Source organism: Microbispora cellulosiformans, from assembly GCF_008728085.1.
Classification (GTDB): domain Bacteria; phylum Actinomycetota; class Actinomycetes; order Streptosporangiales; family Streptosporangiaceae; genus Microbispora; species Microbispora amethystogenes.
In genome coordinates this window covers 197,493-221,597 of sequence record NZ_VYTZ01000005.1, presented here as the reverse complement: position 1 = coordinate 221,597, position 24,105 = coordinate 197,493, and the positions used below count along the sequence as shown (strand labels likewise).

Genomic DNA, 24,105 nt, shown 5'->3' with positions numbered 1-24,105 from the left:
AACCCGAGATGATGCACAACCGAAATCGGCGAGGAGTGTTCTGGTCGTGTCGCCCGCCGCGCACCACCCGGAGAGGCCGATGGCTCGTGAACCCTTCCCCTTCAGCCCCCCGCACCCTCGTGGAGCCGGCCGCATGAGCGCGCGGCGCACGACCGGGACCGCCATGGCCGAGGCGCTCGCCGCCAACGGGGCGGACCTCGCCTTCGGCATCCCCGGCACGCACAACCTGGAGCTCTACCGCGGCATGGCGGCGAGCGGGATCCGCCACGTGGTGACCCGGCACGAGCAGGGCGCGGGCTACGCGGCGGACGGGTACGCCCGGGTCACCGGCCGCCCGGGGCTCGTCGTCACCACCAGCGGACCCGGCCTGATGAACGCCATGGCCGCGATGGGCACCGCCTACGCCGACTCCGTACCGCTCCTGGTGCTCTCACCCGGAGTGCCCACCGGCCTGGAGCGCGCCGACTACGGGTGGCTGCACGAGATGAAGGACCAGCGGGCCGCCGCCGACGCGGCGGTGGCGCGCAGCGTCCGGCCCGGCACCCCGGCGCAGGCCGTCGACGCCGTCCACGAGACCTTCGCCCGCTGGGCGGCCGAGCGGCCGCGTCCGGTGCACATCGAGGTGCCGCTGGACGTGCTCGAGGCGCCCTGGGACGGCGAGGTTCCGGGCCCCTGGCGCGCGCCGCACCCGCCGGCGCCGTCCCGGGCGGCGGTGACGGAGGCCCTCGGCCTGCTCTCGCGGGCCGCGGCCCCGGTGATCGTCGCCGGGGGAGGCGCGCTGGGCGCCGCCGCGCCGCTGCGGGCGGTCGCCGAGGCGCTCGGCGCGCCGGTGGTCACCACCACCGCGGGCAAGGGGGTGCTCGACGAGGACCATCCGCTGGCCGTCGGCCCGTTCCCCGGCTTCGCCGCCGCCCGCGGCCTGATGGAGGACGCCGACGTCCTGCTCGTCGTGGGCAGCGAACTCGGCGACGCCGAACTGCCGGAGCGCCTGGCACCGCGCGGCGCCGTCATCCGGATCGACCTCGACCCGGCCCAGCTGCACAAGAACCTCCGCGCCGCGCTGCCGGTGCACGCCGACGCCCGGGAGGCGCTGACCGCGCTGGCGGCCGGGCTCGCCGGGCCGGCCGGGACGGAACGTGCCGCAGAGGGGGAACGGCGGGCGGCCGGAACCCGGGCCGGATGCCTGGAGCAGGCCGCGGAGCAGGGCGGCCGGTGGCGTGAGGTGCAGGACGCGCTGCGGGCCGAGCTGCCCGGCGACGTCGTCGTGGTGGGCGACAGCTCCCAGGTCTCCTATCTGGGCACCGCGCCGTTCTGGCCGTTCTCCGCGCCGCGCCGCTACCTCGCGCCGGTCGGATACTCCACCCTCGGCTACGCCCTGCCGGCGGCGATCGGGGCGCGGCTCGCGGAACCCGCGCGGCCGGTGGTGGCCCTGCTCGGCGACGGCGCGTTCATGTTCAGCGCCCAGGAACTGGTGACCGGCGCCGAGCTGGGGCTCCCGCTTCCGGTGATGATCCTCGACAACCACGGCTTCGGCGAGATCCGGCAGAACATGCTCGACCGCGACATCGCGCCGTACGCCGTGGACCTGGCCCGTCCCGACTTCGCGGCGCTCGCCCAGGCGATGGGCTGCCACGGCGTCCGGGTGACGGACGCCGCCGGCGCGGCCAAGCAGGCCGCCGCCGCGCTGACGGCCGCACGGCCGACCGTGATCATCTGGGAGGTGGGCTCGTGAGAACCGTACGCAACATGATCGACGGGCGGTGGCGGGACGCCGCGGACGGGCACACCGCCGAGGTGGTGGACCCGAGCACCGAGAAGGTGATCGCGGCCGCGCCGGTGTCGGCCGCGGTGGACGTGGACGCCGCCTGCCACGCGGCCGAGCGGGCCTTCGCCGGGTGGCGGCGGACCACGCCGCGCGTCCGGCAGGACCTGCTGCTGCGGCTGGCCGACGCCGTCGCCGCCCGGGCGGGGGAGCTGGCCGAGGCCGAGTCGGCGAACACCGGCAAGCCCGCGGCCGCGTCGGCGGCCGAGGTGGCCGAGTGCGTGGACGTGCTGCGGTTCTTCGCCGGCGCCGCCCGCCTGCTGGAGGGCAGGTCGGCGGGGGAGTACCTCGACGACCACACCTCGATGATCCGGCGCGAGCCCGTCGGGGTGTGCGCCCAGGTGACGCCGTGGAACTACCCGCTGATGATGGCGGTCTGGAAGATCGCCCCCGCGCTCGCGGCGGGCAACACGGTGGTGCTGAAACCCGGCGACACCACGCCGCTCACCACGGTGCTGCTCGCCGAGATCGCGGCCGGGATCCTGCCGTCCGGCGTCGTGAACGTGGTGTGCGGCGACCGCGACACCGGGCGCGCCCTGGTGTCCCACGAGATCCCGCAGATGGTCTCCATCACCGGGTCGGTCAGGGCCGGGACGGAGGTGGCCGTCGCGGCGTCGGCGTCGCTCAAGCGTCTCCACCTGGAGCTCGGCGGCAAGGCGCCGGTGCTGGTCTTCGCCGACGCCGAGCTGGACGTCGCCGTCCGCACGGTCGCCGAGGCCGGGTACGCGAACACGGGCCAGGACTGCACGGCGGCCACCCGGGTGCTGGTGCACAAGAGCGTCCACGACGAGTTCCTGGCGGGGCTGACCGCCGCGGCGGCGGCCGTCCGCGTCGGGCCGCCGGGCGACCCGGCGGCGGCGATCGGCCCGCTCAACAACGCGGCCCAGCTCCGGCGGGTGTCCGGGTTCGTGGAACGGCTGCCGGCGCACGCCACCGTGACGACCGGCGGGGCCCGCTCCGCCGGCGAGGGCTACTTCTTCGCTCCCACCGTCGTGGCCGGCGTGCGGCAGGCCGACGAGGTGGTGCGTGAGGAGGTCTTCGGGCCGGTGGTGACCGTGCAGCCCTTCACCGCCGAGGAGGAGGCGGTGGCCCTCGCCAACGACACGGCGTACGGCCTCGCCTCCAGTGTGTGGACGCGGGACAACGCCCGTGCGCTGCGCGTCGCCGCCCGCCTCGACTTCGGGGCGGTCTGGCTCAACACCCACATGACCATGGTCTCCGAGATGCCGCATGGGGGCTTCAAGCACTCGGGCTACGGCAAGGACATGTCGGCCTACGGGTTCGACGACTACACGCGGATCAAGCACGTCATGAGCTTCACCGGGGAGCGGTGAGCGGTTGCCGCCGCGCACCGGACACGTCCGCCCGGACCGGGCCGGGCCGCGGGAGGGGGCCGGCGAACCGGCGCCCGGCCGGGCGGACGACCACCAAGGAAAAAGGAAAGGTAAGTGAGAACGTGAAGGTTTCACGCAATTTGTGGGCCGTCACTTCGCTGGCGCTGGCCCTCACCCTCGCCGCCGCGTGCGGCGGAGGGAGCGGGAGCGGTGACGCCGGCGCGTCCGGCGACTCCGGTTCCGTCACCTACGCGGGCTTCGGCGGGACCGGCCAGGAGGCCATCGCCAAGGCGTGGCTCGACCCGTACGGCAAGGAGAGCGGCGTCAGGGTGGTCCAGGACAACCCCGTGACGTACGCCAAGATCCACCAGATGGTCGACGCCAAGAACGTGACCTGGGACATCGCCCAGGGCGGGGTCGACTTCGGGCTGGAGGGCAACCCGCGCCTGGAGGACATCGACTGCACGGTCGTCGCCTGCGACGACTACGCGGACGGGCCGTTCAAGGCCTACAAGCAGGGCGTGCCGCTGTTCGTCTTCTCGATCGTGCTCGCCTACAACACCGACAAGTTCGCGAGCAACCCGCCCAAGAACTACGCCGCCTTCTTCGACACCGCGAAGTATCCCGGCAAGCGGGCCATCGACGGCACCGCCGGCTTCCAGGGCATCCTGGAGGCGGGGCTGATGGCGAACGGCACCCCCCGCGACAAGCTCTACCCGCTCGACGTCGACGCCGCGCTGAAGCTCCTGGAGCCGATCAAGGACGACCTGATCGTCTTCAAGGACGCCGCGGAGTGCATCAACCTGGTCTCCTCCGGTGAGGCCGTCATGGGCAACTGCTACAACGGGCGCGTCAAGCTGGCCAAGGACGAGGGCCAGCCGATCGACAACACCTGGGGCCAGCAGATCTACCTCTGCGACTACCTCTTCGTGCCGAAGGGCGCCAAGGACAAGGCGAACGCGATGAAGCTCATCTCCTACATCGCCAAGGCTGCCAACAACGGGAAGATCACCGAGTACATCCCGTACGGCCCGGCCAACCCCAAGGCCACGGCCTCCGGCAAGTACGCCGCGGACGCCCCGACCGCCCACCAGCTGGAGGGCGAGGACGCCCCGATCGTCATGGACTCCGCCTGGTGGAACGCCAACATGGAGAAGGCGATCGAGAAGACCACCGCCTGGCTGGCGGGCTGACCACCGTGACGGCGGCCCGGCCGTGCCCGAGAGCGGAACGTGCTCGCACGCGGAACGCGGAAGCGGAACGCGCGGTGGAACGCGCGGCGAAGCGCGGCCCGAAACGAGGAGCACAGTGAGCGCACTTTCCCAGATCCCCTCCCGCGCGTCGTCTCCCGGCCCGCAGGCGGGTCCCGAGGCCGGCTCGGCCGTCCGGGCCGGTCGCGGCGGCGGGCCCGGCGGAGGCCCTGCCCGCGCCCGGCGTTTCCCCCGGCCCGACTTCTGGAGCGGCGCCGGCCTGCCCGGCCTGGTCTTCGTCGTCGCCGCGTTCGTCGTCCCGATGGCCGTGGTGGTGGTCAAGAGCCTGACCGACCCCTCCCCGGCGAACTACAGCGCGATCTTCACCAGTCCGCTCTACCAGCGCTCCGTCGTGGACACCCTGCAGATGGCGCTGGTGGTCACCGTTCTGTGCCTGCTGATCGGATACCCGTACGCCTATGCGATGGCCAGGTCAGGGACGGCCATGCGCACCTTCCTGATGGTCGCGCTGATGCTGGCCTTCTGGACGAGCCTGCTGGTGCGCACCTACGCCTGGCAGATCGTGCTGAACGACACCGGCCTCGTGAACACCGCGCTGCGCGACTGGCTCGGCCTCACGTCCGCCCCGATCCACATGATCAGGACACCCTTCGCGGTCTACGTCGGCATGGTCCACATCCTCCTGCCGTACGCCGTGCTCGCGTTGTTCGCCCAGCTCCGCTCGATCGACCCGGACGTCGAGCGGGCCGCGCAGGTGATGGGGGCGCGGCCGTGGCGCGTGTTCGCGCGGGTCACGCTGCCGCTCTCGCTGCCCGGCGCGGTGGCCGGAGGCGTCCTGGTGTTCGTCCTCGCCCTGGGCTTCTACATCACGCCGCAGCTTCTCGGCGGCGCCCGCCAGGTGTACGTGGGGCAGGCGATCATGCAGCAGATCGAGCAGTTCCTCAAACCGGGCGTCGGCGCGGCGATGGCGGTCCTGCTGTTCGTCGCGGTACTGGCCGTCCTCGGGCTCGCCGCCCGGTTCGTCGGCCTCGGCAGGATCCTCGGCGTCGGCATGGGGAGGCGGCGATGAGGGCCGGCCTCGGCGTGCGGCTGTTCGCCTGCCTGATCGCGCTGCTGTTCGTCACCCCCACCCTGATCGTCGCGGCGACCTCGGTGACCTCCGGCTCGATGGTGACCTTCCCGCCCAAGGGCTTCTCCCTGCGCTGGTTCCAGGAGGTCCTCACCGATCCCGAGTGGCTCACCGCGCTCGGCAACAGCGCGCAGGTGGGGCTGCTCGCCGCGGTCCTGGCGATGGCGGCGGGCACCTCGCTCGCCTTCGCCGCGGCGCGCAGCCGCTTCCTGCCGCCCGCCCTCGTCACCGGCCTGGCCGTGCTGCCGATGACGGTGCCGCTCGTCGTCGCCGGCATCGGCTTCTACCTGGTCTACATCCGGGTCGGCCTGTCGGGGAACGTGCTCAGCCTGGGCATCGCCCACGCGGTGCTCGGCCTGCCGTTCGTGTTCGTGAACGTCCTGGCCGCGCTCACCGGCGTGGACCGCCGCGTCGAGGAGGCGGCCCGCGTGTCCGGCGCGACCGAGGCGGTCACGCTCCTGCGGATCACACTGCCCCTGGTGGCCCCGGCCGCGCTGGTCGGCGGCGTGCTGGCCTTCGTCTCCTCATGGGACGAGGTGGTCGTCGCCCTGTTCCTGAACACGCCGCAGTTCCGCACCCTGCCCGTCGTCATGTGGAGCCAGGTGCGCTCCGGCGTCGAGCCGTCCATCTCGGCGGTCGCGACGCTGATCACCCTCGTCTCGCTGCTCATGGCCGCCCTGGTCCTGGTGGGGCCGGCCGTGGTGAAGAAGGTAAGGAGAAGGACGTGACCGAGACGGCAACCCAGGCCGGCCCCGCCGGCCAGGAGGGCTCGCCGGGGGCGAGGGTCGAACTGGCCGGCATCGTGAAGGTGTACGGCGACACGCGGGCCGTCGACGACGTGTCGCTGACCGTCGAGCCCGGTCAGTTCCTCACGCTGCTCGGCGCCTCCGGGTCGGGCAAGACCACGCTCCTGCGGATCATCGCCGGCTTCGTGGACGCCGACGAGGGCCGGATCGTGGTGAACGGCCGCGACATCTCCCAGGTCCCGGTGCACCAGCGCGGGATCGGCATGGTGTTCCAGAACTACGCGTTGTTCCCGCACCTGTCGGTCGCCGCCAACGTCGGCTTCCCGCTGGAGATGCGGGGGGTGCGCCGCCGCGACCGGGCGGCCCTGGTCGAGCGGGCGCTGGAGGCGGTGCACCTCGGCGGGTACGGCCGGCGCTCCCCGAAGGAGCTGTCCGGCGGGCAGCAGCAGCGGGTGGCGCTGGCCAGGGCCATCGTGGCCCGGCCGCCGCTGCTGCTGATGGACGAGCCGCTCGGCGCCCTCGACCGCAGGCTCCGCGAGGCCATGCAGATCGAGATCCGCAGGCTCAGCCGCGAGCTCGGGCTCACCGTCATCAACGTCACCCACGACCAGGAGGAGGCGCTGACGATGAGCGACCGCATCGCGTTGCTCGCCGGCGGCCGGCTGGTCCAGCACGGCACGCCCGAGGAGCTGTACGGGCTGCCCGAGAGCGAGGTCGCCGCCCGCTTCCTGGGCGAGTCCAACCTGTTCCGCGGCCGGGTCCGGCGGGAGGGCGCCGACTCCGTGCTGGCCCTGCCGTACGGGCGGGTGCTCGTCCCCGGCGACCCGCCGGGGGAGCGGGAGGCGGTCGTCGTGGTGCGGCCGTCGGCCATCCGCATCCGGCCCGCCGGGGCGGAGCCGTCCGCGTCCGTCTCCCGCATGCCCGGCGTGGTGAGCGCCGACATCTACGCCGGCGACTCGCGCAAGGTCCTGGTCGCGGGCGCCGACGGCGCCGAGCTGGTGGTCAGGTGCGAGTCCGGCGCCCCGCTGCCGTGCTCCGTGGGCGACGAGGTCGTCCTGGAGTGGGACCCCGGCTCCTGCCACATCATCCCCGGCGCGGCCTGACCGCGCCCGTCCTGCGACGAGGGCGCCGCCCGGCGGCCGCCCACGCCTCCGGCATGCCCGGAAACCCCCGCAGACCCCTGCACACCCCCGAGAACAACACCCCAGAACAAGGAACGAGGAACGACATGGGACTGACCGAGCGCCAGCGCGCCGGAGTCGCCGCGGTGGAGGAACTCGGCAAGGAACTCTCGGAGTTCCACCGCCTCATCTGGTCGTACGCCGAGCCCGCCTGGCGGGAGTACCGGTCGGCGCAGGCGTACGTCGACCTGCTGAAGGCGGAGGGCTTCGAGGTGGAGGTGGGGTCGGGCGACATGCCCACCGCCTTCCACGCCCGGTGGGGCGACGGCGGCCCCGCCATCGGGATGTACTCCGAGTACGACGCCTCGCCGGGTTACTCCCAGGACACCGTGCCGTACCGGCAGCCGCGCCCCGGCCTCCACCCGTGGGCGCCGGGCTTCACCGACGCGCACTCGGCCCTGGGCGTCGGCGCCCTCGCCGGGGCGCTCGCGACCAAGCGGGCGATCGAGCGCACCGGCGGACGGGGAGTCGTCCACCTGTTCGGCGAGCCGGCCGAGAAGGTGTGCGGTTCCAAGCCCGTGCACGCCGCCAAGGGCTACTACGACGAGCTCGACGCGGTGATCAGCTACCACCCGCTGTTCGAGAACACCGCGGTGTGGGACATCCACAACTGCCTGTACTGGTCGGCGGTCTTCACCTTCCAGTGCTTCGAGGCGCAGCGGGACGACGCCCCGCCGTGGATCGACGGCGACCCCCTGGAGGGGTCGGGCATGGGCGCGCACAACAGCGTCCGCTCCCCGGGGGCGCTGGACGCGCTCGGGCTGATGATCACGGCGACGAAGTACGCCAAGGAGAACATGTTCCCCCGGACCGGCCTGTGGTCGCTCAACGAGGCGATCCTGGGCGCGGCCAACGCGACCGCCGACAACCTGCCGCCCCGGATCACCCAGATCCAGTTCAGCTGGCGCTCGCCGCTGATCGGCGTTCAGGAGCAGATCCTGGAGGTGCTCAGGCGCAACGCCAGGCACGTCGCCGGGCTGGCCAACTGCGAGGTCTCGATGCGCTGGGTGACCCGCACCCGGCCGGGCCTGAAGAACCACGTCATGGCGCAGGCGACGTACGAGAACCTGCTGGAGCTGGGGCCGCGCCGGTTCGCGCCCGAGGCGTACGAGTTCGCCCGCGAACTGGAGCGCACCCTCGGGCACGAGCCCTCCGACGACCCCTTCCGGCCGATGCTGCACCAGGTCACCGACCCGCGCGACCACGACGCGGCCACCCGTGCCACCCTCCCGCCGTGGCAGGACTGCACCGGGGCCGACGACTGCACCGAGTACACCTGGCACGCCCCCACCGTGCGCTTCTACACGGCCAAGCCGCTGCTGCGGGTGGTGGGGGAGGACCTCAACCACTGGGCCAACAACGCCATGAACGGCCTGGCCCCGGCGATCGACCCGGTGTGGGGCTACGCCGGGGAGGTCATCGCCGCGACCGCGCTGCGGCTCATCGACGACAGCGGACTGCTGGGCGCCGCCACGGAGGAGTTCCGGCGCAACCGCGAGGCCGCGCCCGAGGCGCTGCGCGACCCGCTGCTGCCGCGCGACTTCGCGCCGCCCGTCGAGCTGCCCTGGCCCGAGTACGTGACCACCGCCCGCGGCTTCGAGTGGCAACTGCCGACCACCACGGACTTCGGCGAGAAGCTCTAGCCGTCCGTGGGAATGCTCTCCCGCCCCCGCCGCGACCCGGGTGCGCCGGTGGGGGCGAGCGGGACCGCGCTCGCGGTCACGATGGTCGGCGCGCTGTTCCTCACCGAGGGGCTGGTGCAGATCCTGCTGCCGATCGGCCTGGAGGCGAGCGGCGCCGGGTCCGGGCTGCTGATCGGCGCGCTGCTCGCGCTCGCCCAGGGCGCCGGCGTGGTCATGTCCCCGCCGGCGGCCCTGCGCGCCGACCGGCACGGGCGTGGCGGCGTGCTGTTCGCCGGCGGCCTCGTCCTCGCGGCGTGCGCGGCCGGGCTCGCCGCCGCCACGTCGTTCTCCTCGGCGTGGATCTGGGTGCTGCCCCTGCTCGGGTACGGCCTGGCCAGGGGCTCCGTCGTGACCACCACGCTGGCGGTGGTCGCCCGGTCCGGCGACCGCTACCGGACCCAGGGCCTCAACGGCGCGGCGCAGCGTCTGTCGGCCGCGGTGGCGGCGACGCTGTCGGTCGTCCTGCTGGCGCGCCTCGGCACCGGGGGCGCCGCCGGGCCCGGGCTCTGGCTGGTCGTCCTGTCGGCCCTGGCCTTCGCGCTGCTCGCTCGGCGGGTGCGGGGCCGGGCCGACCGGGACGACCCCGCCGCGCTGACCGGCACGGCCGGCGCGCGCGGCGGCTACGCGGCGTCGCTGCGCATGCTGCGCCGCGAGCCCGCCCTGCAGGCGTCGTCGCTGATCAACCTCAACCTGAACACCGTGGTCCTGCTCGGCAACTCCTTCTATCCGATCGCGCTCGACGTGCCCGCCGAGCGGCTGCCGGGGCTGGTGCTGACGCTGCTGCTGTGCCGCGACCTGACCTCGGTCACCGCCGGGCCCTTCTTCGGGCGGTTGGTCGCCCGCATCGGGCTGCGCGGCGCGGTGACGGTGTCCGGCGTGTGCGCGGTGGCCGGGCTGGCCGCGGTGGGGCTGGCCGGGAACGGCTTCGCCGGGGTCGCGGCGGGCGCCGTGCTGCACGGGCTGGCCGGGGCGACCGGCATCGGGGCCACCAACCTGCTGGCGACCGGGGGCAGTTCGGCGGGAGGCACCGGTCTGCGACTAGCGGCGACGAACTATCTCAACGGAGTGGGCATGCTGGTCCTGCCGGTGGTCTTCGGAGCGCTGCTCGACGTCTCCGGGCCCCGCGGCGTGTTCCTGGCCGGCGCCTGTGTCTCCGCCGCGATGCTCGCGGGCGTCCTCGCGCTCACCCCCGCCGCGTCCCCTGCGCGGGCCCGGTGACAGGCACGGTGACAGGCCCGGTGACAGGCACGGCGCGGTGGGCGGACGCGTCAGCCGGCGGCGGTCTCGAACCGCCACGGGCGGGGCAGCACCAGGACGCGCGCGTAGGGCAGCACGGTCAGGTCGCGCACGCCGTCCACGGCGACGACGCGGCGCGTCAGCGCGGCCAGGTCCCGCGCCGAGCCGCAGGCCGCCTCGGCCACGACGTGGAACCGGCCCGCCGTCAGCGTGACGATCGCCAGCTCGGGCAGCGCGACCAGGGCGTCCAGGGCGGCCTCGGGGGAGCCGTCCAGGGTGATCCCGACGGAGGCCATCATGATGACGGGATCGGTGGACACCCGGTCGACCATCGCGGTCGCCTGGATCGTGCCGTCGCGGAACAGCGTCTGCGCCCGCTTGCGCACCACCCAGTAGGGGACGCCGAGCTCGTCCTCCATCTCCCGGAAGCTGGCCCTCGGGTTGTCGACGAGCAGGCGCAGCAGCGCCACGTCGAGGTCGTCGAGCTCCGGCCGCCTCGGCGCCGGCGGCCCGGACCGGCGCGGCCTGCCCTGGCTCTCCCACTTGGCCACGTCGAGCTGGCGCCAGACCTCGTGGTCCCCCACGCCCTCGATCGTGCCGGCGATCCGCTGCACGACGTCGGCGAGGTCCGCGTCGTCGCGGGCGGCGACCTCGCACATGACGTCGTACGGGCCGATCGTCTGGGCCGCGAAGGTGACCTGGGGAGTGGCGTTGAGCGCGACACGCAGCCGTTCGACGGGGCCGCGGTAGCGCAGGCCGACGGTGCCGAGCACGTCATAGCCGAGGACGGCCGGGTCCACCAGGCCGATCACCCGCAGGACGCCGTCGCCGGCCAGCCGCGCCATGCGGGCGCGGACCGTGTCGGCCGACAGGCCGACCTGCTCTCCGATCCGGGCCAGCGGAGCCCGGCCGTCCTCCCGCAGCAGGCCGACGATCGCCTGGTCCTGCGCGTCAAGTTCGTATCGCTGCGTCAAGGATCCGCTTCCCGTTCCCGTCACCCGCCCGCGACGGCCCTCCCGCCCTGGACAGTGTGGCACAGCCATGAACGCGTGCGTACGGGTGTCGAACGCCAAATATCCACGATCGACTTCGCTGAATCGATGAACAATGCGAACAGACAATCCTCCGTCGTCGCCGGAGGCCCGTCCGGGGCCCTTCGGGCTGGTGGCCCACCGTCCGTGGCGGCTCTGGATCCTCGGCTCCCTGCTGGCCCGGCTGCCCACGTCCATGGCGGGGCTGGTGCTGATGCTCGTGGGCGAGCGGGTCACCGGCTCGCTGGCGGAGGGCGCGCTGCTGGCCGGGGTGCTCAGCCTCTGCTCGGGGCCGCCCGGCCCGTTCTTCGGGCGGCTGCTCGACCGGCTCGAACTGCGCCGAGCGATGAGGGTGACGGTGGCCCTTTCCGGGCTGGTCACGCTGGGCCTGGTCGTGGCCGCCGAGGTGCGGGCGCCGATCTGGGCGTTGTACGCCCTGTCCGTCGTCCTCGGGCTGGCGACGGCGGGGATGTGGGGCGGCATGCGGGCCCTGCTCGTGGTGACGGTTCCGGCCGTCCAGCTCCGCCGCGCCCACTTCGCCGAGTCCCTCCTCGTCGAGCTGTGCTCGGTGGTCGGCCCGGTCCTGGTCAGCGTGCTCGTGCTGACGGGCGGGACCGTCGCCGCGCTCGCCGGGATGGCGGCCCTGTCGCTGCTGGGCGCCTGGCTCATGCGGGCCGTGCCGCCGCTGCCTCCGGCGCCCCGGCGCCCGGACACGCTCCTGCCGCCGCGCGACACGCAACTCGTGTCCGCCCTGGTGCTGTGGATCGGCCTGGCGTACGGGCTGCTCATGGCCAACGTGCCGCAGCGCATGGGGCAGTACGGCCTCGACTCCGGCGCCTCCGGCTGGTTCACCGCGGCCCTGCCCGCCGGAGCCTGCCTCGGCGGGATCGTCGTCAGCGCCTGGCCGCTGGGCCGCCGGCGTGCCCTGCTCACCACGACGGCCATGCTGCTCGCCTCGGCCGCCCTGGCCGTACCGCCCGGGCTCGCGGGCGGCTCCCTCGGGTACGCCGCGGGGTTGTTCGCCGCAGGGCTGTTCATGGTGCCGCTCAACGGCCTGATGGCGACCGAGATCGAGGGACGGATGGGCCTGCGCCGCCGGGCGGAGGCGTTCTCCTACTTCGGGTCGGCCGCGGTCGCCGGCGGCTCCGGAGGCTACTTCCTCGCCGGCGCGCTGGACGGCCGGCTGGAACCGGCCGCCGTGGGCCTGCTGTCGTCCGCCGCGTTCCTGCTGCTCGCGCTGGTCCTCGCCGCCGTACTGCTGCTCCGGCGCGCCCGCCGACATCGCTGAGCTCTGCCAACCCGCGGCACCTTTCACCCACCCGGCTCCCGAGCCTGTTCGAACGGATCCCTGACCAGTGAGCGACGTCCCCTATCCGATCTCCTCCCCTCTGTCCCATCAGGAGCTGTTGCTGCTCGACATCGTCGCCGAGTCGGCGGACCCCGTCGGCGCGCGCATCGCGACGCGCCTCCTGGGCGACAGCGGCATCGCGCTGAGCGAGGCCAGCACGTCCCGGCTGCTCGCCCGGCTGGACGAACTGGGACTGACCGTCTCCTCGGGCCGCAAGGGCCGCGTGGTCACGGACGCGGGCCGCCGCGTGGCCCAGGTCACCCAGCGCACCCGGCGGCAGGCGAAAGGGCTGCACCAGGCGCTGGACATCCAGAACGCGCGTCAGCTGCTCGACCTGCTGTACGCCCGGCGCGGAGTGGAGCGCGAGGCCGCCCGGTGGGCCGCGGCCCGGGCCACCCCCGACGACATCGAACGGCTCGAAGAACTGGTGAACGGGCACCGCGAAGCGCTCGACGCCGGCGGCGACGCCCGGCTGTGCGGCATGCGCTTCCACCGGGAGATCTTCCGCATCTCCCGCAACCGCCTGCTCCAGGCGATCGGCGAGGTCGTGCTCGACGAGTCGCTCGAACCCCTGGAACGGGTGCTCGACGTCATCACGGGCGGCCACGGGACCCTCGCCCAGTCCGCGCCCGAGCACGTCGACGTCCTGGCCGCCATCCGCGCGGGCGACCCCGACGAGGCGGAGCGGACCATGCTCGCGCACGTCGACCGGCTGATCGAGGAGGCCGAAGGCGCCGCGACGGACCGCGGCGCCGAGGTCGTCAAACGCCTGATCGAGCTCACGCTCTGACCCGAAGAGACACGAGGAACACGAAGAAGAAAGGGGAGAGGCACATGCCGATCCTGCGCCTTGACGCCCGCTACGTGGTGGCCTTCCAGGACGGTGAGCACCGGCTGCTGGAGAACGGCACCGTCGTCGTGGACGGCGACCGCGTCGTCTACACCGGCCGCGACTACCAGGGGCCGGCCGACGAGCGGGTGGACGCCGGAGACACGCTGGTCACGCCGGGGTTCATCAACACGCACGCCCACCTGGAGACCGCCCCGCTGGACAAGTCCTTCCAGGAGGACGTCGGGAAGCGGCAGTTCTTCTCCACCGGCCTGGTCGAGACCCTGCTGATCCAGGAGAACTCCATCGACGAGGAGGGCGTCGACACCTGCATCGACGTCTCGATGTCCGAGCTCATCCGTACGGGCACCACGACCGTGATGCACCAGGGGCTACGGGGCCGGCGGGTGGCCGAGGCCTGCGAACGGGCCGGGCTGCGCGCCTACATCGCGGACGGGTACAGGTCGGGCCGCTGGTTCACCCCCGACGGGAACCGCGTCGCGTACGAGTGGGACGAGGACGGCGGGTTCGCGGGCCTGGAACGGGCCGTGCGGCTGATCGAGGAACTGCGCGACGGCGGTTCCGGGCGCGTGCGGGGCTTCCTGTCCCCGTGGCAGGCCAACACCTGCACGCCCGACCTGCTGAAGGAGTCGCGGCGGCTGTCCGACGACCTGGAGGTGCCGCTGACGATCCACGCCGCCCAGGCGATGTTCGAGGTGATGGACCTCATGGCGGCGCACGGCATGACGCCGATCGAGTATCTGGAGTCGGCCGGGTTCCTCGGCCCCCGGGTCGTGCTCGGGCACGCGATCTTCACCACCGGCACCTCGTGGCTGAACCTGCCCGGGGACGACCTGCGGCGCATCGCGGACTCCGGCGCCTCGATCTCCTACAACGCCTGGACGTTCGCCCGGCGCGGCATCATGGTCGAATCCCTCCCCGGTTACCGGAGAGCCGGCGTCAACATCACGCTCGGCACGGACACCACGCCGCAGTCGATGATCGAGTCGATCCGCTGGTCGGCGATCCTGGGCAAGGTGGCCGACCGGCGCGCCGACTCCTGGCTCGCCACCCATCTGCTCGACGCCGCGACGGTCAACGCGGCCCGGCTGCTGGGCCGCGACGACCTCGGCCGGATCGCGCCGGGAGCCAAGGCCGACCTGCTGCTGTGGCGGCTCGGCACCCCCGTCATGTCACCGGTCCGCGATCCCATCAGGAACCTCGTCTACTACGCGACCCGCGAGGACCTGGCGTCCGTGATGATCGACGGCGCGTGGGTGATGCGGGACGGCGCCCTGCTCACCGTGGACGAGGAGGGGATGACCGAGCGCCTCCAACGGGCCGGCGAGCGCTCCTGGGCCCGGGTGCCGGACCACGACCGGCTCGGCCGCACCCTCGAAGAGGTCGCGCCGTCCTCCCTCCGCCCGTTCCGCTGACCATTCGGTCCTCGTACCGGAGGAGAGCCCGGGCGCGGCGCCGGGGGCAGGCTCACACCGACGGGCGCCGGCCCGCCCCCCGCGCCGCCTGTCTCCGCGGCCACTGCCGGACGTCGATCCGCTGCGGAACGAAGCGCCCGGCTCCTTCGGTGCCCGTGAACCGGCCGTCGCGGGCCACCACCCGGCCGCGGGAGATCGTGAGCTCGGGCAGGCCAGCGCCGGTCATGCCCTCGTACGGCTCGTAGTCGCTGCCCCAGCCCGCCTCGAAGGCCGGCCAGGTCCACTCCCGCGCGGGGTTCCACAGCACCAGGTCGGCGTCCGCGCCCACGCGGATCACCCCCTTGCGGGGATACATGCCGAACGTCCGGGCCGGGCCGGTCGCCGACACCTCGACGAACCCCCGCAGGCCAAGCCGGCCCCGGGTGACCGCGTGGTCCCACAGCAGGGGGATCCGCGCGTCCAGGCCGGGGGCTCCCGGCGGCAGCACGGTGAAGTCGGCGGCGCCGGGCAGCTTGTGCTCCAGGCCGTAGGCGCAGTGGTCGGAGGCCACGCTGCCGAGGACTCCGGCGCGCAGCGCGTCCCAGAGGCGGTCCTGTGCGGCGGCGTCCCTGACCGGCGGCGTGATCACGTACTTCCACCCGTCGGGACGCCGGTACACCGAGTCGTCCAGCACCAGGTAGTGGGTGCAGGTCTCCGCCTGCACCAGGACGCCCGACTCACCGGCCGCCTCGATGGCGGCCAGCGCCTCGCCGCCGGAGACGTGGTAGACGTACACCGGCGCGCCGAGCTCCCGGGCGAAGTGCGTCACCAGGCCGATCGCGGCGCTCTCCGCGCTGCCGGGGCGGCTGCGGGGGAAGCGGTCGATGGCCGCGGCCGAGTCGGACAGCACCGCGGACCTGGCGTGTTCGAGGATGGCGTGGTTCTCCGCGTGGAAACCGGCGAGCCCGCCCGCCTCCGCCACGGTGGTCATCACCGCCCTGATCTCGCCGTCGTCGAGCCGGTCGTCGTACGTCGTGTAGATCTTGAAGGAGGCCAGGCCCTCGTCCACCAGGGCGGGGATCTCCCGCAGCCGGTCCGGGGTGATGCGGGCGATCACCGGATGGAAGGTGTAGTCGATCAGCGATGACGCCGCCTCGGCCATGCGCTCGCGGGCCGCGGCCAGGAGCGACCCGCCGGACGCCGGGACGAAGTCGATCACCGTGGTGGTGCCGCTGACCGCCGCCGCCCGGGTCGCCGAGGCGAAGTCGTCGAGGCTGCGGACGCCTTCCGCGATCGGCCAGGCGATGTGGGTGTGGGTGTCGATCCCCCCGGGGACCAGGACCGCGCCCGGTGAGGCCTCGACGATCCGCGTCCCCCGCAGGGTGCCCGGCGCGGCGAGCGCGGCGATCCTCTCGCCGGTGACGCCGACGTCGGCCACCTCGATGTCGTGCTCACCCACGACGAGGGCGCCGCTCACCACGAGGTCGAAGTCATCACGCACCGGACATCTCCCGACAGAAATCCATCAATACGGAAAGATGTCTATCTCATGTATCGGATAACTGTCTAGGTCTATCAGAATTGAGGAAGATGCTTGTATCGTGACGATCGTGAATCGCCGCCCCCCGTGCGTGAAAGGTGACGCCGACATGACCGCTGCGCAGACCCAGCAGGCCCATGGCCTCGGCAACCGGGACCTGCTCGACCAGTACCTCGCGGCGGGCTTCGCCGGACGCGTCGGATGGGGGGAGCGCGTGGCCCTCCTGGTCATCGACATGGCCGGAGCCTGGACGAGCCAGGACGAGATGATCGGCGCTAACCTCGACGGCGTGCTGCGCAACGTCCGGCGGCTTCTGGACGTCGTGCGCACGCGTGACGACATTCCGGTGGTGTTCACCACCATGGCCTACGACGAGACGTACTCCGACCTGCCCTTCCCGAGCCGGCTGAAGACCCCGCACCTGGAGCGCATGATCCGGGGGTCCGAGCGCGTCCGGCTGGTGCCCGGGCTGGACCGCCGCCCGCACGAGGCGCTCATCGAGAAGCCGCGGGCCAGCGCGTTCTTCAACACCAACCTGCCGAGCATCCTCGCGGCCCAGCGCGTCGACACGGTGGTCGTCGTCGGATGCAGCACCAGCGGGTGCGTCCGCTCCACCTGCGAGAGCGCCATCGACCACGGTCTGCGCGCCATCGTCCCGGCCGAGGCAGTGGGGGACCGCTCCGCCTCGGCGCACGAGGCCGCCCTCTTCGACATCAACGCCCGCTACGCCGACGTGCTGTCCGTCGAGGAGGTCGTCGGCCACATCGAGCGGCTCCCGCGGACGGCCGGCGCCGTCACGACTGACGCGTGAACATCAGCAACCGGTCGAAGATGCGGACCTGGTCGCTGCGGGAGAAGTCGGTGACCTCGTCGATCAGCCGGGTGAGGTGACGGGCCATCGCCTCCTCCGCCGCCGCGGGCTCGCGGCGGCGGATCGCCGAGACGATCTCCGCGTGCTCGGGCACCGACTGACTCACGGTGCCGTGACCTCCGGTGATCACGTCGAGCACCTTCTCCAGCGGGACGAGCGACTCGTTGAGCACGGCTCCCGCCAGCGCCCCCAGGAGATCGCTGCCCGCGATGCGGGCGATCGCCCGGTGGAATTCCATGCCGATCTGGCGGGCGCGTTCGTCGTCGCCCAGGATCGACTCGTGACGGCGCAGGATCTCCTCGAGCCCCGCGACGTCGTCGTCGGTCGCCCGGCTCGCCGCCCGGCCGGCGATCTCCCGCTCGACGCCCCGTCTGCCGTGCAGCAGATCGAGCAGCTGCTCCACCGTGCGGATGTCGAAGGCCCGGGCGAACTCCTCCTCGTGGCGCTGCCGCGCCGACATCGCCTCGGCGCAGCGCCGACCGTGCTCGGTCAGCGTGCGGCCCTTGCGGCCGGACGGCATGGTGAGCCCGAAGTCGTCCAGGCGCTTGAAGATCCGTGAGACGGTCGCCTCGCTGATCTCCAGCCCGCTCTCGCGCAGCTGGCGGCCCGCGAGCCGGGCGCCCACGGGACCGTCGGCCCGCCACACGATGCCGAGCAGACGCTCCTCTTCGAGGTCGAGCTCAGGAGCGGTGCCGTTCATCGCGGGGACGTCGGAAGCCGATGGTCGCGCTCGCCTCGCCACGTTGCGAGCCTCCCCATCCTTTTGGTGGACCCCACTGAAGCGCCCATGATATCGGTCTGGCCGGCACCCGGAACGCTGACTAGAGCGGGTCGTCGTGGGCGATCAGGGCGAGCTGGACGCGGTTGTCCAGGCCGGTCTTGGCGAGGATGCGGGAGACGTAGCTCTTGACCGTGCCGACGCTCATGTGGAGCTCGGCCGCGATGTCCGCGTTGGACCTGCCCCGGCCGACCGCGGCGGCGACCTCGCGCTCACGGTCGCTGAGCCGGGACAGCAGCCGGCGCGCGTCGTCGCGGCGGCGGTCCTCCGTCTCGGGCGCCAGGTGGGCGATCAGTCGCCGGGTCACGTCGGGCGACAGGATCGGCTCGCCCGCCGCCACCCGCAGGACCGCGTCCACGATGCCCTCCGGCGGGGTGTCCTTCAGCAGGAATCCGCCGGCCCCGGCGCGCAGCGCGCCGAAGACGTGCTCGTCGGCGTCGAACGTGGTCAGGATGACGACCTGGGGAGGGTCGGGCCGCCGCCGCAGCAGGCGGGTGGCGTCGATCCCGTTCAGGCCCGGCATCCGGATGTCCATGAGCACCACGTCGGGCGCGTGCGCGTCGACCGCGGCCGCGACGTCGGCGCCGTCGGCCACACCGCCCACCACGACGAGCTCGTCGGCGCCCCTGAGCATCAGCGTCAGACCCGCCCTGACGAGCGGGTCGTCGTCCACGACCAGCACGCGGATGGCGCTCACACCGGCCATGGTAGCCAGACCGCCAGCCGGAACCCGCCGTCCTCCACGCCGGCCCGCTCCACCCGGCCGCCCGCCAGCTCGGCGCGCTCCCGCATCCCGGCCAGGCCGGCGCCCTCGCCCGCGACAGGACCCGCCCCAGAGGCGGAACCAGAGGCGGAACCGGCGGTGGACGTCGCGACGGGGTTGCGCACCTCGATGGTCAGCCCCCGGCCGGGGGCGCCGTCGAGGCGTACGGTCACCGGCCGGCCGGGAGCGTGCCTGCGGGCGTTGGTGAGCCCCTCCTGGACGATCCGGTAGGCGGCCCGCGCCGTCGCACCCGGCAGGCCGGGCAGGCGCACGCCGCCGTCGTGCAGGTCGACGCGCATGCCCGCCCGCCGTACCTCCTCGACCAGCGCCGGCAGGTCGAGCTCGGCCAGGACGGGCGCCTCGCGCAGGACCGAGATCACCTGGCGCAGCTCCTGCAGCGCGTGATGCGCGCTGGAGCGCATGACCGCGGCCGCCTCGACCACCTCGGCGGGGTCGGCCCGCGCGTTGAACTCCAGCGCCCCGGCGTGCAGCGCCAGCAGCGACAGCCGGTGCGCCAGCACGTCGTGCATCTCGCGGGCGATCGCCAGGCGCTCGGTGTGGCGCGCCTGCGCGACGCGCCGCCGTTGTTCCTCCTCGGCCCTGCGGAGCCGCTCCGCCAGCGACAGCAGCAGCTGGCGGCGGGCCCGCGCCAGCATCCCCCATCCGGTCAGCGCGACCCCGAACAGCACCGCGACCAGCGCCCACACCGGGTACGGCGCCAGGCCCGGCGGCCGCAGCCAGAACCGGGCCAGCGTCGCCGCCACCCACGCCGCGCCCATGCCGATCGCCACGGCCGAACGCCGGTAAAGGGCGGTCATCAGCGTGGCGATCCCGGCCGCGACCGACGCCGAGGCGGCGGGCACCGCCAGCGCCACGGCGATCAGCGCCGTGGTGGCAGGCCACCGGCGCGACAGCCACAGCGCCCCGCACGCCACCGCGCCGCCGGCCGCGTCGGCGATCAGGTGCCAGGCGGGCGCCTCGCCGAGGTCGCCTCGCACGACGACCGCGGCCGCGGCCAGCGCGCAGGCGACGCTCCCCGCCCGGATCGCCCGGTCCCGCCGGGTTCTCGCCGGGCCCGGCCGTACGTCTGCCGTCACGGACGCCCAGCGTAACGACGACGGGCGGGGTGGCGGCAGCAACCAAAGTCGACGCGAGGTTGTCACCTGGGTTGCCACGGGCGGGACCTGGGGCGGCAGACGCGGGGGGTGCGCGCGGCACACGCTGGCCGCATGACGGCGAACAAGACACGCGGCCGCCTGGCCGCACTGCTCCTCGCGGTGATCACACCGCTCGTGGCCGAGTTCACCCTCGGCAACCCGCCGCTGCGCATGGCCTGGCTCCTGCTGCTGTGGATCCCGATCTACGGCGCGGGCGTCGTCCTGGTGCGCGAACTCGTACGGCGGGCCGGGACGGGCTGGACCGGGGTGCTGCTGCTCGGCGCGGCGTACGGCATCGTCGAGGAGGGCCTGGCGCTGCAGGCGCTGAGCAGCCCCACGATGTACGGCGCCGCCGGGTGGGCACCGCGGATTCTGGACCTGAACAGCGCCTACACCGAGCTGCAGATCCCCTACCACGCGGTCTTCAGCGCCGCGATCCCGATCCTCCTGACCGATCTGATCGTCCCGTCCCTGCGCGACCGGCCCTACCTCGGCAGGCTCGGCACGTGGGTGGCAGGGGTGGTCTTCGTCCTCGGCGCGCTGCTGCTGCGGGTGACGGTCGTGACCACCATCGACCCCGGCTATCAGGCGCCGCCGGCGATCCTGGCGGGCTGCGCCGCCGCCGTGGCCCTGCTGGTGGCGGCCGGGCTGCGGCTGAGGTCCCGCCCGCGCGCGGCGGTGACCAGGCCGCCCGCGCCCGCGGCGGCGGGGCTGTTCGGCGCGGTGGCCGCCTTCACCTACCTGGCCTTGCTGTTCCCCTTCGGCGGCGCGGCCCGGCCCGCCTTCACCCACGGCGGGTGGGTGCTCGTGCCCATGTCGGCCGCCGTGGTCGTGGCGGTGGCCGTCGCGTGGCTCCTGCGCCGGTGGACGGCGGACGGCCGATGGACCGACCGGCACAGCCTCGCCCTCGCCTCCGGCGCCCTGGTCGCCCACACCGCCTTCGGCCTGATCTCCAACACCGACACGGCAGCCGACCGCGCCGGCCTGGCAGCCGTCGGCGTCGTCATGGCAGGCCTGCTGGCCGTACTGGGCCGCTCGACGGCCCGCGCACAGGTGCTCAGCTGATGGCGCCCCAGGTGAGAGAGAGGCCGGTGGCGGCGCGTTCGGTGCGGATCTCCATCATGCTGCCGAGGATGGTGGCATGGTCGGACACCACGGGTGTGGCGTCGAGTGTGTAGGTGATCCGGGTGCTGACGAGCACCGGGCTGCCCTGCGGCTCCTGGAGGTGACGCGCGGCGGCGGGGTCGAGCAGCCCGGGCCGGACCACCTCGGACGCCCGGGCGACCGTCACCCCCGCGTCGGCGAGGGCCGTGTAGAGGGAGACGGCGGTGAAGTCGCGGTCGCGGATCCGGTCGGCGACCGGCCGGCGGACCCAGGACACCTGGTGCACGGCGGGACGCCCCGCGAACTCGCGGACCCGCTCGAGCCGCAGGGCGGTGTCGCCGGGGCGCAGCCGCAGCTCCGCGGCGATCCGGGCGGGGGCCCGGCGCACCGCCCGCCCGGCCACGGCCGTGCGCACGTCATGGCCCTGCGTACGCAGGTCGTCGACCAGGCTGCGGAGCGAGTCGAGCTGGTACGCCAGATGCGGCGGCGTGACGAACGTGCCCTTGCCGGGCCGCTGCACGATCAGCTTCTCGTCGCTCAGCTCCCGCAACGCCTGGCGCAGCGTCATGAGGGTCACCCCGTAGGAGGCGCTCAGCTCCCGTTGCGGCGGCAGGGCCTCACCGGGCGCATAGTGCCCCGACCGGATCTTCGCGGCGAGGTCGGCGGCGATGGCGCGGTATCTCGCCTCGTGCCCGGCGTCGGGGCCCGCCTGGGGGTTCGCCTCGGGGGTCATCGTGGTCGGTCACACTCCTGGTCGAGGGCCTGCCGCAGGGGCGCGAGGAAGGCCCGCAGGTCGTCCGGCCCGGCCCCGTCGAGCACCCGCCGCATGACCGCGGCGCCGACCACCACGCCGTCGGCGTGCCGGCGGGCTTCGCGGGCCTGATCCGGGGTGGAGATGCCGAATCCTAGCAAGACCGGCCGGTCGGTGACGCGCCTGATCCGCCCGGTGAGCTCCGCCGCCGAGGCGGCGAGGGCAGCCCGCTCACCGGTGGTGCCCATCAGCGAGACCGCGTAGACGAAACCGCGGCTCCGGGCCGAGATCTCCGCCAGCCGCGGCTGCGGCGTCGCCGGCGACGCCAGCAGGACCAGCTCGATCCCGGCGCCTTCGGCCACGCCGGTCAGCTCGTCCGCCTCGTGCACCGGCAGGTCGGGCACGATCAGGCCGCCGACGCCGGCCCGGCGGAGCGCGGTGCAGAACGCCTCGGGGCCGTCGTGCAGCACCAGGTTGTAGTAGGTGCTGACGACCAGCGGCACGCCCAGGTCCGGCAGGCCGGACTGATTGGACAAATCGGCGAGGATCCGGCGGGTGCTCGCTCCCCGGGCCAGCGCCGTGTCGCTCGCCTGCTGGATGGTGACGCCGTCCAGCGTCGGGTCGGAGAAGGGCAGGCCGACCTCGATCGCGTCCGCCCCGGCGTCGGCGAACGCCCGCAGGTAGTCCGTCCAACCCGGGGTGATCCCCCCGGTGACGTACGGCATGAGCAGGCCGCGGCCGGTGTCCCGGCGGGCGCGCAGGTGGCGTTCGACCGCCCCCGCGGCCACGGCGGGGTTCGTCCTGGGGTAGGTCACAGCAGCTCCTTCAGGGTCGAGACGTCCTTGTCGCCGCGGCCGGACAGCGTCATCAGCACCGTCGATCCCGCGGGCAGGTCGCCGTCGTCCGCCGCGCGGATCACCCAGGCGAGCGCGTGCGCGGATTCGAGCGCCGGGACGATGCCCTCGGTGCGCGCCAGCCGTACCGCCGCGCGGACCGCCTCGTCGTCGGTCACGGTGACGTAGCGGGCCCGGCCCAGGTCGCGCAGGTGCGCGTGCTCCGGGCCGACTCCCGGATAGTCGAGCCCGGCGGCGATGGAGTGGGCCTGGGTGATCTGCCCGTCGCCGTCCTGCAGGAACAGCGAGCGGCAGCCGTGCAGGACGCCGAGCCGGCCGCGGGCCGCCCCGGCGCCGCCCTCCGCCTCGACTCCGACCAGGCGCGCCGGAGTGTCGGCGAAACCGGCGAACGTGCCGGCCGCGTTGGATCCGCCGCCGACGCACGCGACCACGTGGTCCGGCACGCCGGTCCGCAGCTCGGCGGCGCACTGCGCGCGGGCCTCGTCGCCGATGACGCGCTGCAGCTCCCTGACCATCCAGGGGTACGGATCCGGCCCGACGACCGAGCCGATGCAGTAGTGGGAGTCGCCGGTCGCGCCCACCCAGTGCCGCATGGCCTCGCTGGTCGCGTCCTTGAGGGTGCGGCTGCCCGTGGTCACCGGGACCACCTCGGCGCCCAGCATGCGCATCCGGAAGACGTTCAGGGCCTGCCGCTCGATGTCGCGCTCACCCATGAAGACCGTGGCCTCCAGCCCGAGCAGCGCGGCGGCGGTCGCGGTGGCCACCCCGTGCTGGCCCGCCCCCGTCTCGGCGATCAGCCTGCGCCGTCCCATCCGGGTGGCCAGCAGCGCCTGGCCCAGCACGTTGTTGATCTTGTGGGATCCGGTGTGGGTGAGATCCTCGCGCTTGAGGTACAGCCGCACTCCCAGTTCCTCGGACAGGCGGAGGGCCGGGGTGAGCGGGGTCGGCCGCCCGGCGTGCACGGCGAGCAGTCGCGCCAGGGCGCCGCGGAACCCCGGATCCGCCCAGGCCTCCCGGAACGCCTCGCCCACCTCGCGGCACGCCTCCACCAGGGACTCCGGCGCGTACCGTCCGCCGTACTCCCCGAACCGGCCCCGCGCCGGGGGCCCGCCCATCGCCTCGTCCGGCGGGACCGGATCACGCCGCAGCGACGCGTCTCGCATGTCAGCTCCCATCGTTCTATAACTCATGAGTGAGTTCTATAACAGTGAGTGTGACATGGAGCGGCCCGGACGCGCCACCACGGGTCCGTCGCCGGTGACCGGCTCGGTGAGCCTCGGCGGGGCTGTGTCATGATCTCCACAAAGCCCCGGCGCGGTCGTC

Annotated in this window: 21 protein-coding genes; 13 read left to right on the top strand and 8 right to left on the bottom strand. The window is 73.6% G+C overall.

The annotated features are described in order from the left end of the window. Positions 1–133 precede the first annotated feature (133 nt). From F5972_RS15265 to F5972_RS15230, 8 genes are all read left to right on the top strand, one after another. On the top strand, positions 134–1,732 hold the full coding sequence (locus tag F5972_RS15265; protein ID WP_150934154.1) for a thiamine pyrophosphate-binding protein: 1,599 nt from the start codon (positions 134–136) through the stop codon (positions 1,730–1,732). A gap of 14 nt (positions 1,733–1,746) precedes the next feature. Further along, positions 1,747–3,156: an aminobutyraldehyde dehydrogenase gene (locus F5972_RS15260; RefSeq protein ID WP_150934498.1), complete on the top strand. Its 1,410-nt coding sequence runs from the start codon at positions 1,747–1,749 to the stop codon at positions 3,154–3,156. Between the two features lie 122 nt (positions 3,157–3,278). Beyond that, a complete protein-coding gene (locus tag F5972_RS15255; RefSeq protein WP_191910134.1) occupies positions 3,279–4,349 on the top strand; it encodes an extracellular solute-binding protein in 1,071 nt (356 codons plus the stop codon). A 115-nt stretch (positions 4,350–4,464) separates the two neighbouring features. After that, on the top strand, positions 4,465–5,436 hold the full coding sequence (locus F5972_RS15250; RefSeq protein WP_150934152.1) for an ABC transporter permease: 972 nt from the start codon (positions 4,465–4,467) through the stop codon (positions 5,434–5,436). Beyond that, entirely contained in the window at positions 5,433–6,224 is a 792-nt protein-coding gene (locus F5972_RS15245; RefSeq protein ID WP_150934151.1) for an ABC transporter permease, read from the top strand. The genes F5972_RS15250 and F5972_RS15245 overlap by 4 nt, the downstream gene beginning before the upstream one ends. Further along, positions 6,221–7,345, top strand: coding sequence for an ABC transporter ATP-binding protein (locus tag F5972_RS15240; RefSeq protein WP_191910133.1), 1,125 nt, complete (start codon positions 6,221–6,223; stop codon positions 7,343–7,345). Before F5972_RS15245 ends, F5972_RS15240 begins: the two co-directional genes overlap by 4 nt. A 125-nt stretch (positions 7,346–7,470) precedes the next feature. Then, entirely contained in the window at positions 7,471–9,066 is a 1,596-nt protein-coding gene (locus F5972_RS15235; RefSeq protein WP_150934149.1) for a zinc-binding metallopeptidase family protein, read from the top strand. Between the two features lie 6 nt (positions 9,067–9,072). Continuing rightward, positions 9,073–10,323, top strand: coding sequence for an MFS transporter (locus F5972_RS15230; RefSeq protein ID WP_150934148.1), 1,251 nt, complete (start codon positions 9,073–9,075; stop codon positions 10,321–10,323). A gap of 50 nt (positions 10,324–10,373) precedes the next feature. Here the strand turns inward: F5972_RS15230 and F5972_RS15225 are convergent, their stop codons facing one another. After that, positions 10,374–11,315, bottom strand: coding sequence for an Lrp/AsnC family transcriptional regulator (locus F5972_RS15225; protein WP_191910132.1), 942 nt, complete (start codon positions 11,313–11,315; stop codon positions 10,374–10,376). 133 nt (positions 11,316–11,448) lie between these two features. Here F5972_RS15225 and F5972_RS15220 point away from each other — a divergent pair, with 133 nt between their 5' ends. The 3 genes from F5972_RS15220 (at position 11,449) to F5972_RS15210 (ending at position 14,985) form a co-directional block, all read left to right on the top strand. Beyond that, entirely contained in the window at positions 11,449–12,660 is a 1,212-nt protein-coding gene (locus tag F5972_RS15220; protein ID WP_150934146.1) for an MFS transporter, read from the top strand. Positions 12,661–12,727: 67 nt separating this feature from the next. Next, positions 12,728–13,510 carry an FCD domain-containing protein gene (locus F5972_RS15215; RefSeq protein ID WP_150934145.1) on the top strand — a complete coding sequence of 261 codons (783 nt, stop codon included), beginning with the start codon at positions 12,728–12,730 and terminating at the stop codon, positions 13,508–13,510. Between the two features lie 44 nt (positions 13,511–13,554). Next, positions 13,555–14,985 (top strand): amidohydrolase family protein, encoded by a 1,431-nt coding sequence (locus F5972_RS15210; protein ID WP_150934144.1) that lies wholly within the window; start codon positions 13,555–13,557, stop codon positions 14,983–14,985. Between the two features lie 52 nt (positions 14,986–15,037). Here F5972_RS15210 and hydA read toward each other — a convergent pair whose 3' ends face one another. Then, positions 15,038–16,465: a dihydropyrimidinase gene (hydA, locus tag F5972_RS15205; protein ID WP_191910131.1), complete on the bottom strand. Its 1,428-nt coding sequence runs from the start codon at positions 16,463–16,465 to the stop codon at positions 15,038–15,040. 148 nt (positions 16,466–16,613) lie between these two features. Here hydA and F5972_RS15200 point away from each other — a divergent pair, with 148 nt between their 5' ends. Further along, positions 16,614–17,315, top strand: coding sequence for an isochorismatase family protein (locus F5972_RS15200; RefSeq protein ID WP_150934142.1), 702 nt, complete (start codon positions 16,614–16,616; stop codon positions 17,313–17,315). Here F5972_RS15200 and F5972_RS15195 read toward each other — a convergent pair. From F5972_RS15195 to F5972_RS15185, 3 genes are all read right to left on the bottom strand, one after another. Further along, on the bottom strand, positions 17,299–18,117 hold the full coding sequence (locus F5972_RS15195) for a FadR/GntR family transcriptional regulator (protein WP_150934141.1): 819 nt from the start codon (positions 18,115–18,117) through the stop codon (positions 17,299–17,301). The genes F5972_RS15200 and F5972_RS15195 overlap by 17 nt on opposite strands. A gap of 79 nt (positions 18,118–18,196) precedes the next feature. Continuing rightward, entirely contained in the window at positions 18,197–18,859 is a 663-nt protein-coding gene (locus F5972_RS15190) for a response regulator (protein ID WP_150934140.1), read from the bottom strand. Next, positions 18,847–20,013, bottom strand: a complete 1,167-nt coding sequence (locus F5972_RS15185) for a sensor histidine kinase (protein WP_150934139.1) — start codon at positions 20,011–20,013, stop codon at positions 18,847–18,849. The genes F5972_RS15190 and F5972_RS15185 overlap by 13 nt, the downstream gene beginning before the upstream one ends. Before the next feature lie 132 nt (positions 20,014–20,145). On the opposite strand from F5972_RS15185, the gene F5972_RS15180 reads away from it, so the two are divergent. Further along, on the top strand, positions 20,146–21,138 hold the full coding sequence (locus F5972_RS15180) for a hypothetical protein (RefSeq protein WP_150934138.1): 993 nt from the start codon (positions 20,146–20,148) through the stop codon (positions 21,136–21,138). Here the strand turns inward: F5972_RS15180 and F5972_RS15175 are convergent. The 3 genes from F5972_RS15175 to trpB are packed head-to-tail and all read right to left on the bottom strand — an operon-like array spanning position 21,131 to position 23,945. Further along, positions 21,131–21,910 (bottom strand): GntR family transcriptional regulator, encoded by a 780-nt coding sequence (locus F5972_RS15175; protein WP_150934137.1) that lies wholly within the window; start codon positions 21,908–21,910, stop codon positions 21,131–21,133. The two genes, F5972_RS15180 and F5972_RS15175, sit on opposite strands and share 8 nt — an antisense overlap. Beyond that, positions 21,907–22,743: a tryptophan synthase subunit alpha gene (gene trpA / locus F5972_RS15170; protein WP_225311509.1), complete on the bottom strand. Its 837-nt coding sequence runs from the start codon at positions 22,741–22,743 to the stop codon at positions 21,907–21,909. The genes F5972_RS15175 and trpA overlap by 4 nt, the downstream gene beginning before the upstream one ends. Beyond that, a complete protein-coding gene (trpB, locus tag F5972_RS15165) occupies positions 22,740–23,945 on the bottom strand; it encodes a tryptophan synthase subunit beta (protein WP_225311508.1) in 1,206 nt (401 codons plus the stop codon). The genes trpA and trpB overlap by 4 nt, the downstream gene beginning before the upstream one ends. Positions 23,946–24,105 lie beyond the last annotated feature (160 nt).

Coding starts and splice junctions, on each gene's coding strand:
- F5972_RS15265 (WP_150934154.1), top strand. CDS start 134: ATGAGCGCGCGGCGCACGACCGGGACCGCCATGGCCGAGGCGCTCGCC.
- trpB (WP_225311508.1), bottom strand. CDS start 23,945: ATGCGAGACGCGTCGCTGCGGCGTGATCCGGTCCCGCCGGACGAGGCG.
- F5972_RS15210 (WP_150934144.1), top strand. CDS start 13,555: ATGCCGATCCTGCGCCTTGACGCCCGCTACGTGGTGGCCTTCCAGGAC.
- F5972_RS15180 (WP_150934138.1), top strand. CDS start 20,146: ATGACGGCGAACAAGACACGCGGCCGCCTGGCCGCACTGCTCCTCGCG.
- F5972_RS15175 (WP_150934137.1), bottom strand. CDS start 21,910: ATGACCCCCGAGGCGAACCCCCAGGCGGGCCCCGACGCCGGGCACGAG.
- F5972_RS15235 (WP_150934149.1), top strand. CDS start 7,471: ATGGGACTGACCGAGCGCCAGCGCGCCGGAGTCGCCGCGGTGGAGGAA.
- F5972_RS15245 (WP_150934151.1), top strand. CDS start 5,433: ATGAGGGCCGGCCTCGGCGTGCGGCTGTTCGCCTGCCTGATCGCGCTG.
- F5972_RS15220 (WP_150934146.1), top strand. CDS start 11,449: ATGCGAACAGACAATCCTCCGTCGTCGCCGGAGGCCCGTCCGGGGCCC.
- F5972_RS15200 (WP_150934142.1), top strand. CDS start 16,614: ATGACCGCTGCGCAGACCCAGCAGGCCCATGGCCTCGGCAACCGGGAC.
- F5972_RS15190 (WP_150934140.1), bottom strand. CDS start 18,859: ATGGCCGGTGTGAGCGCCATCCGCGTGCTGGTCGTGGACGACGACCCG.
- F5972_RS15260 (WP_150934498.1), top strand. CDS start 1,747: ATGATCGACGGGCGGTGGCGGGACGCCGCGGACGGGCACACCGCCGAG.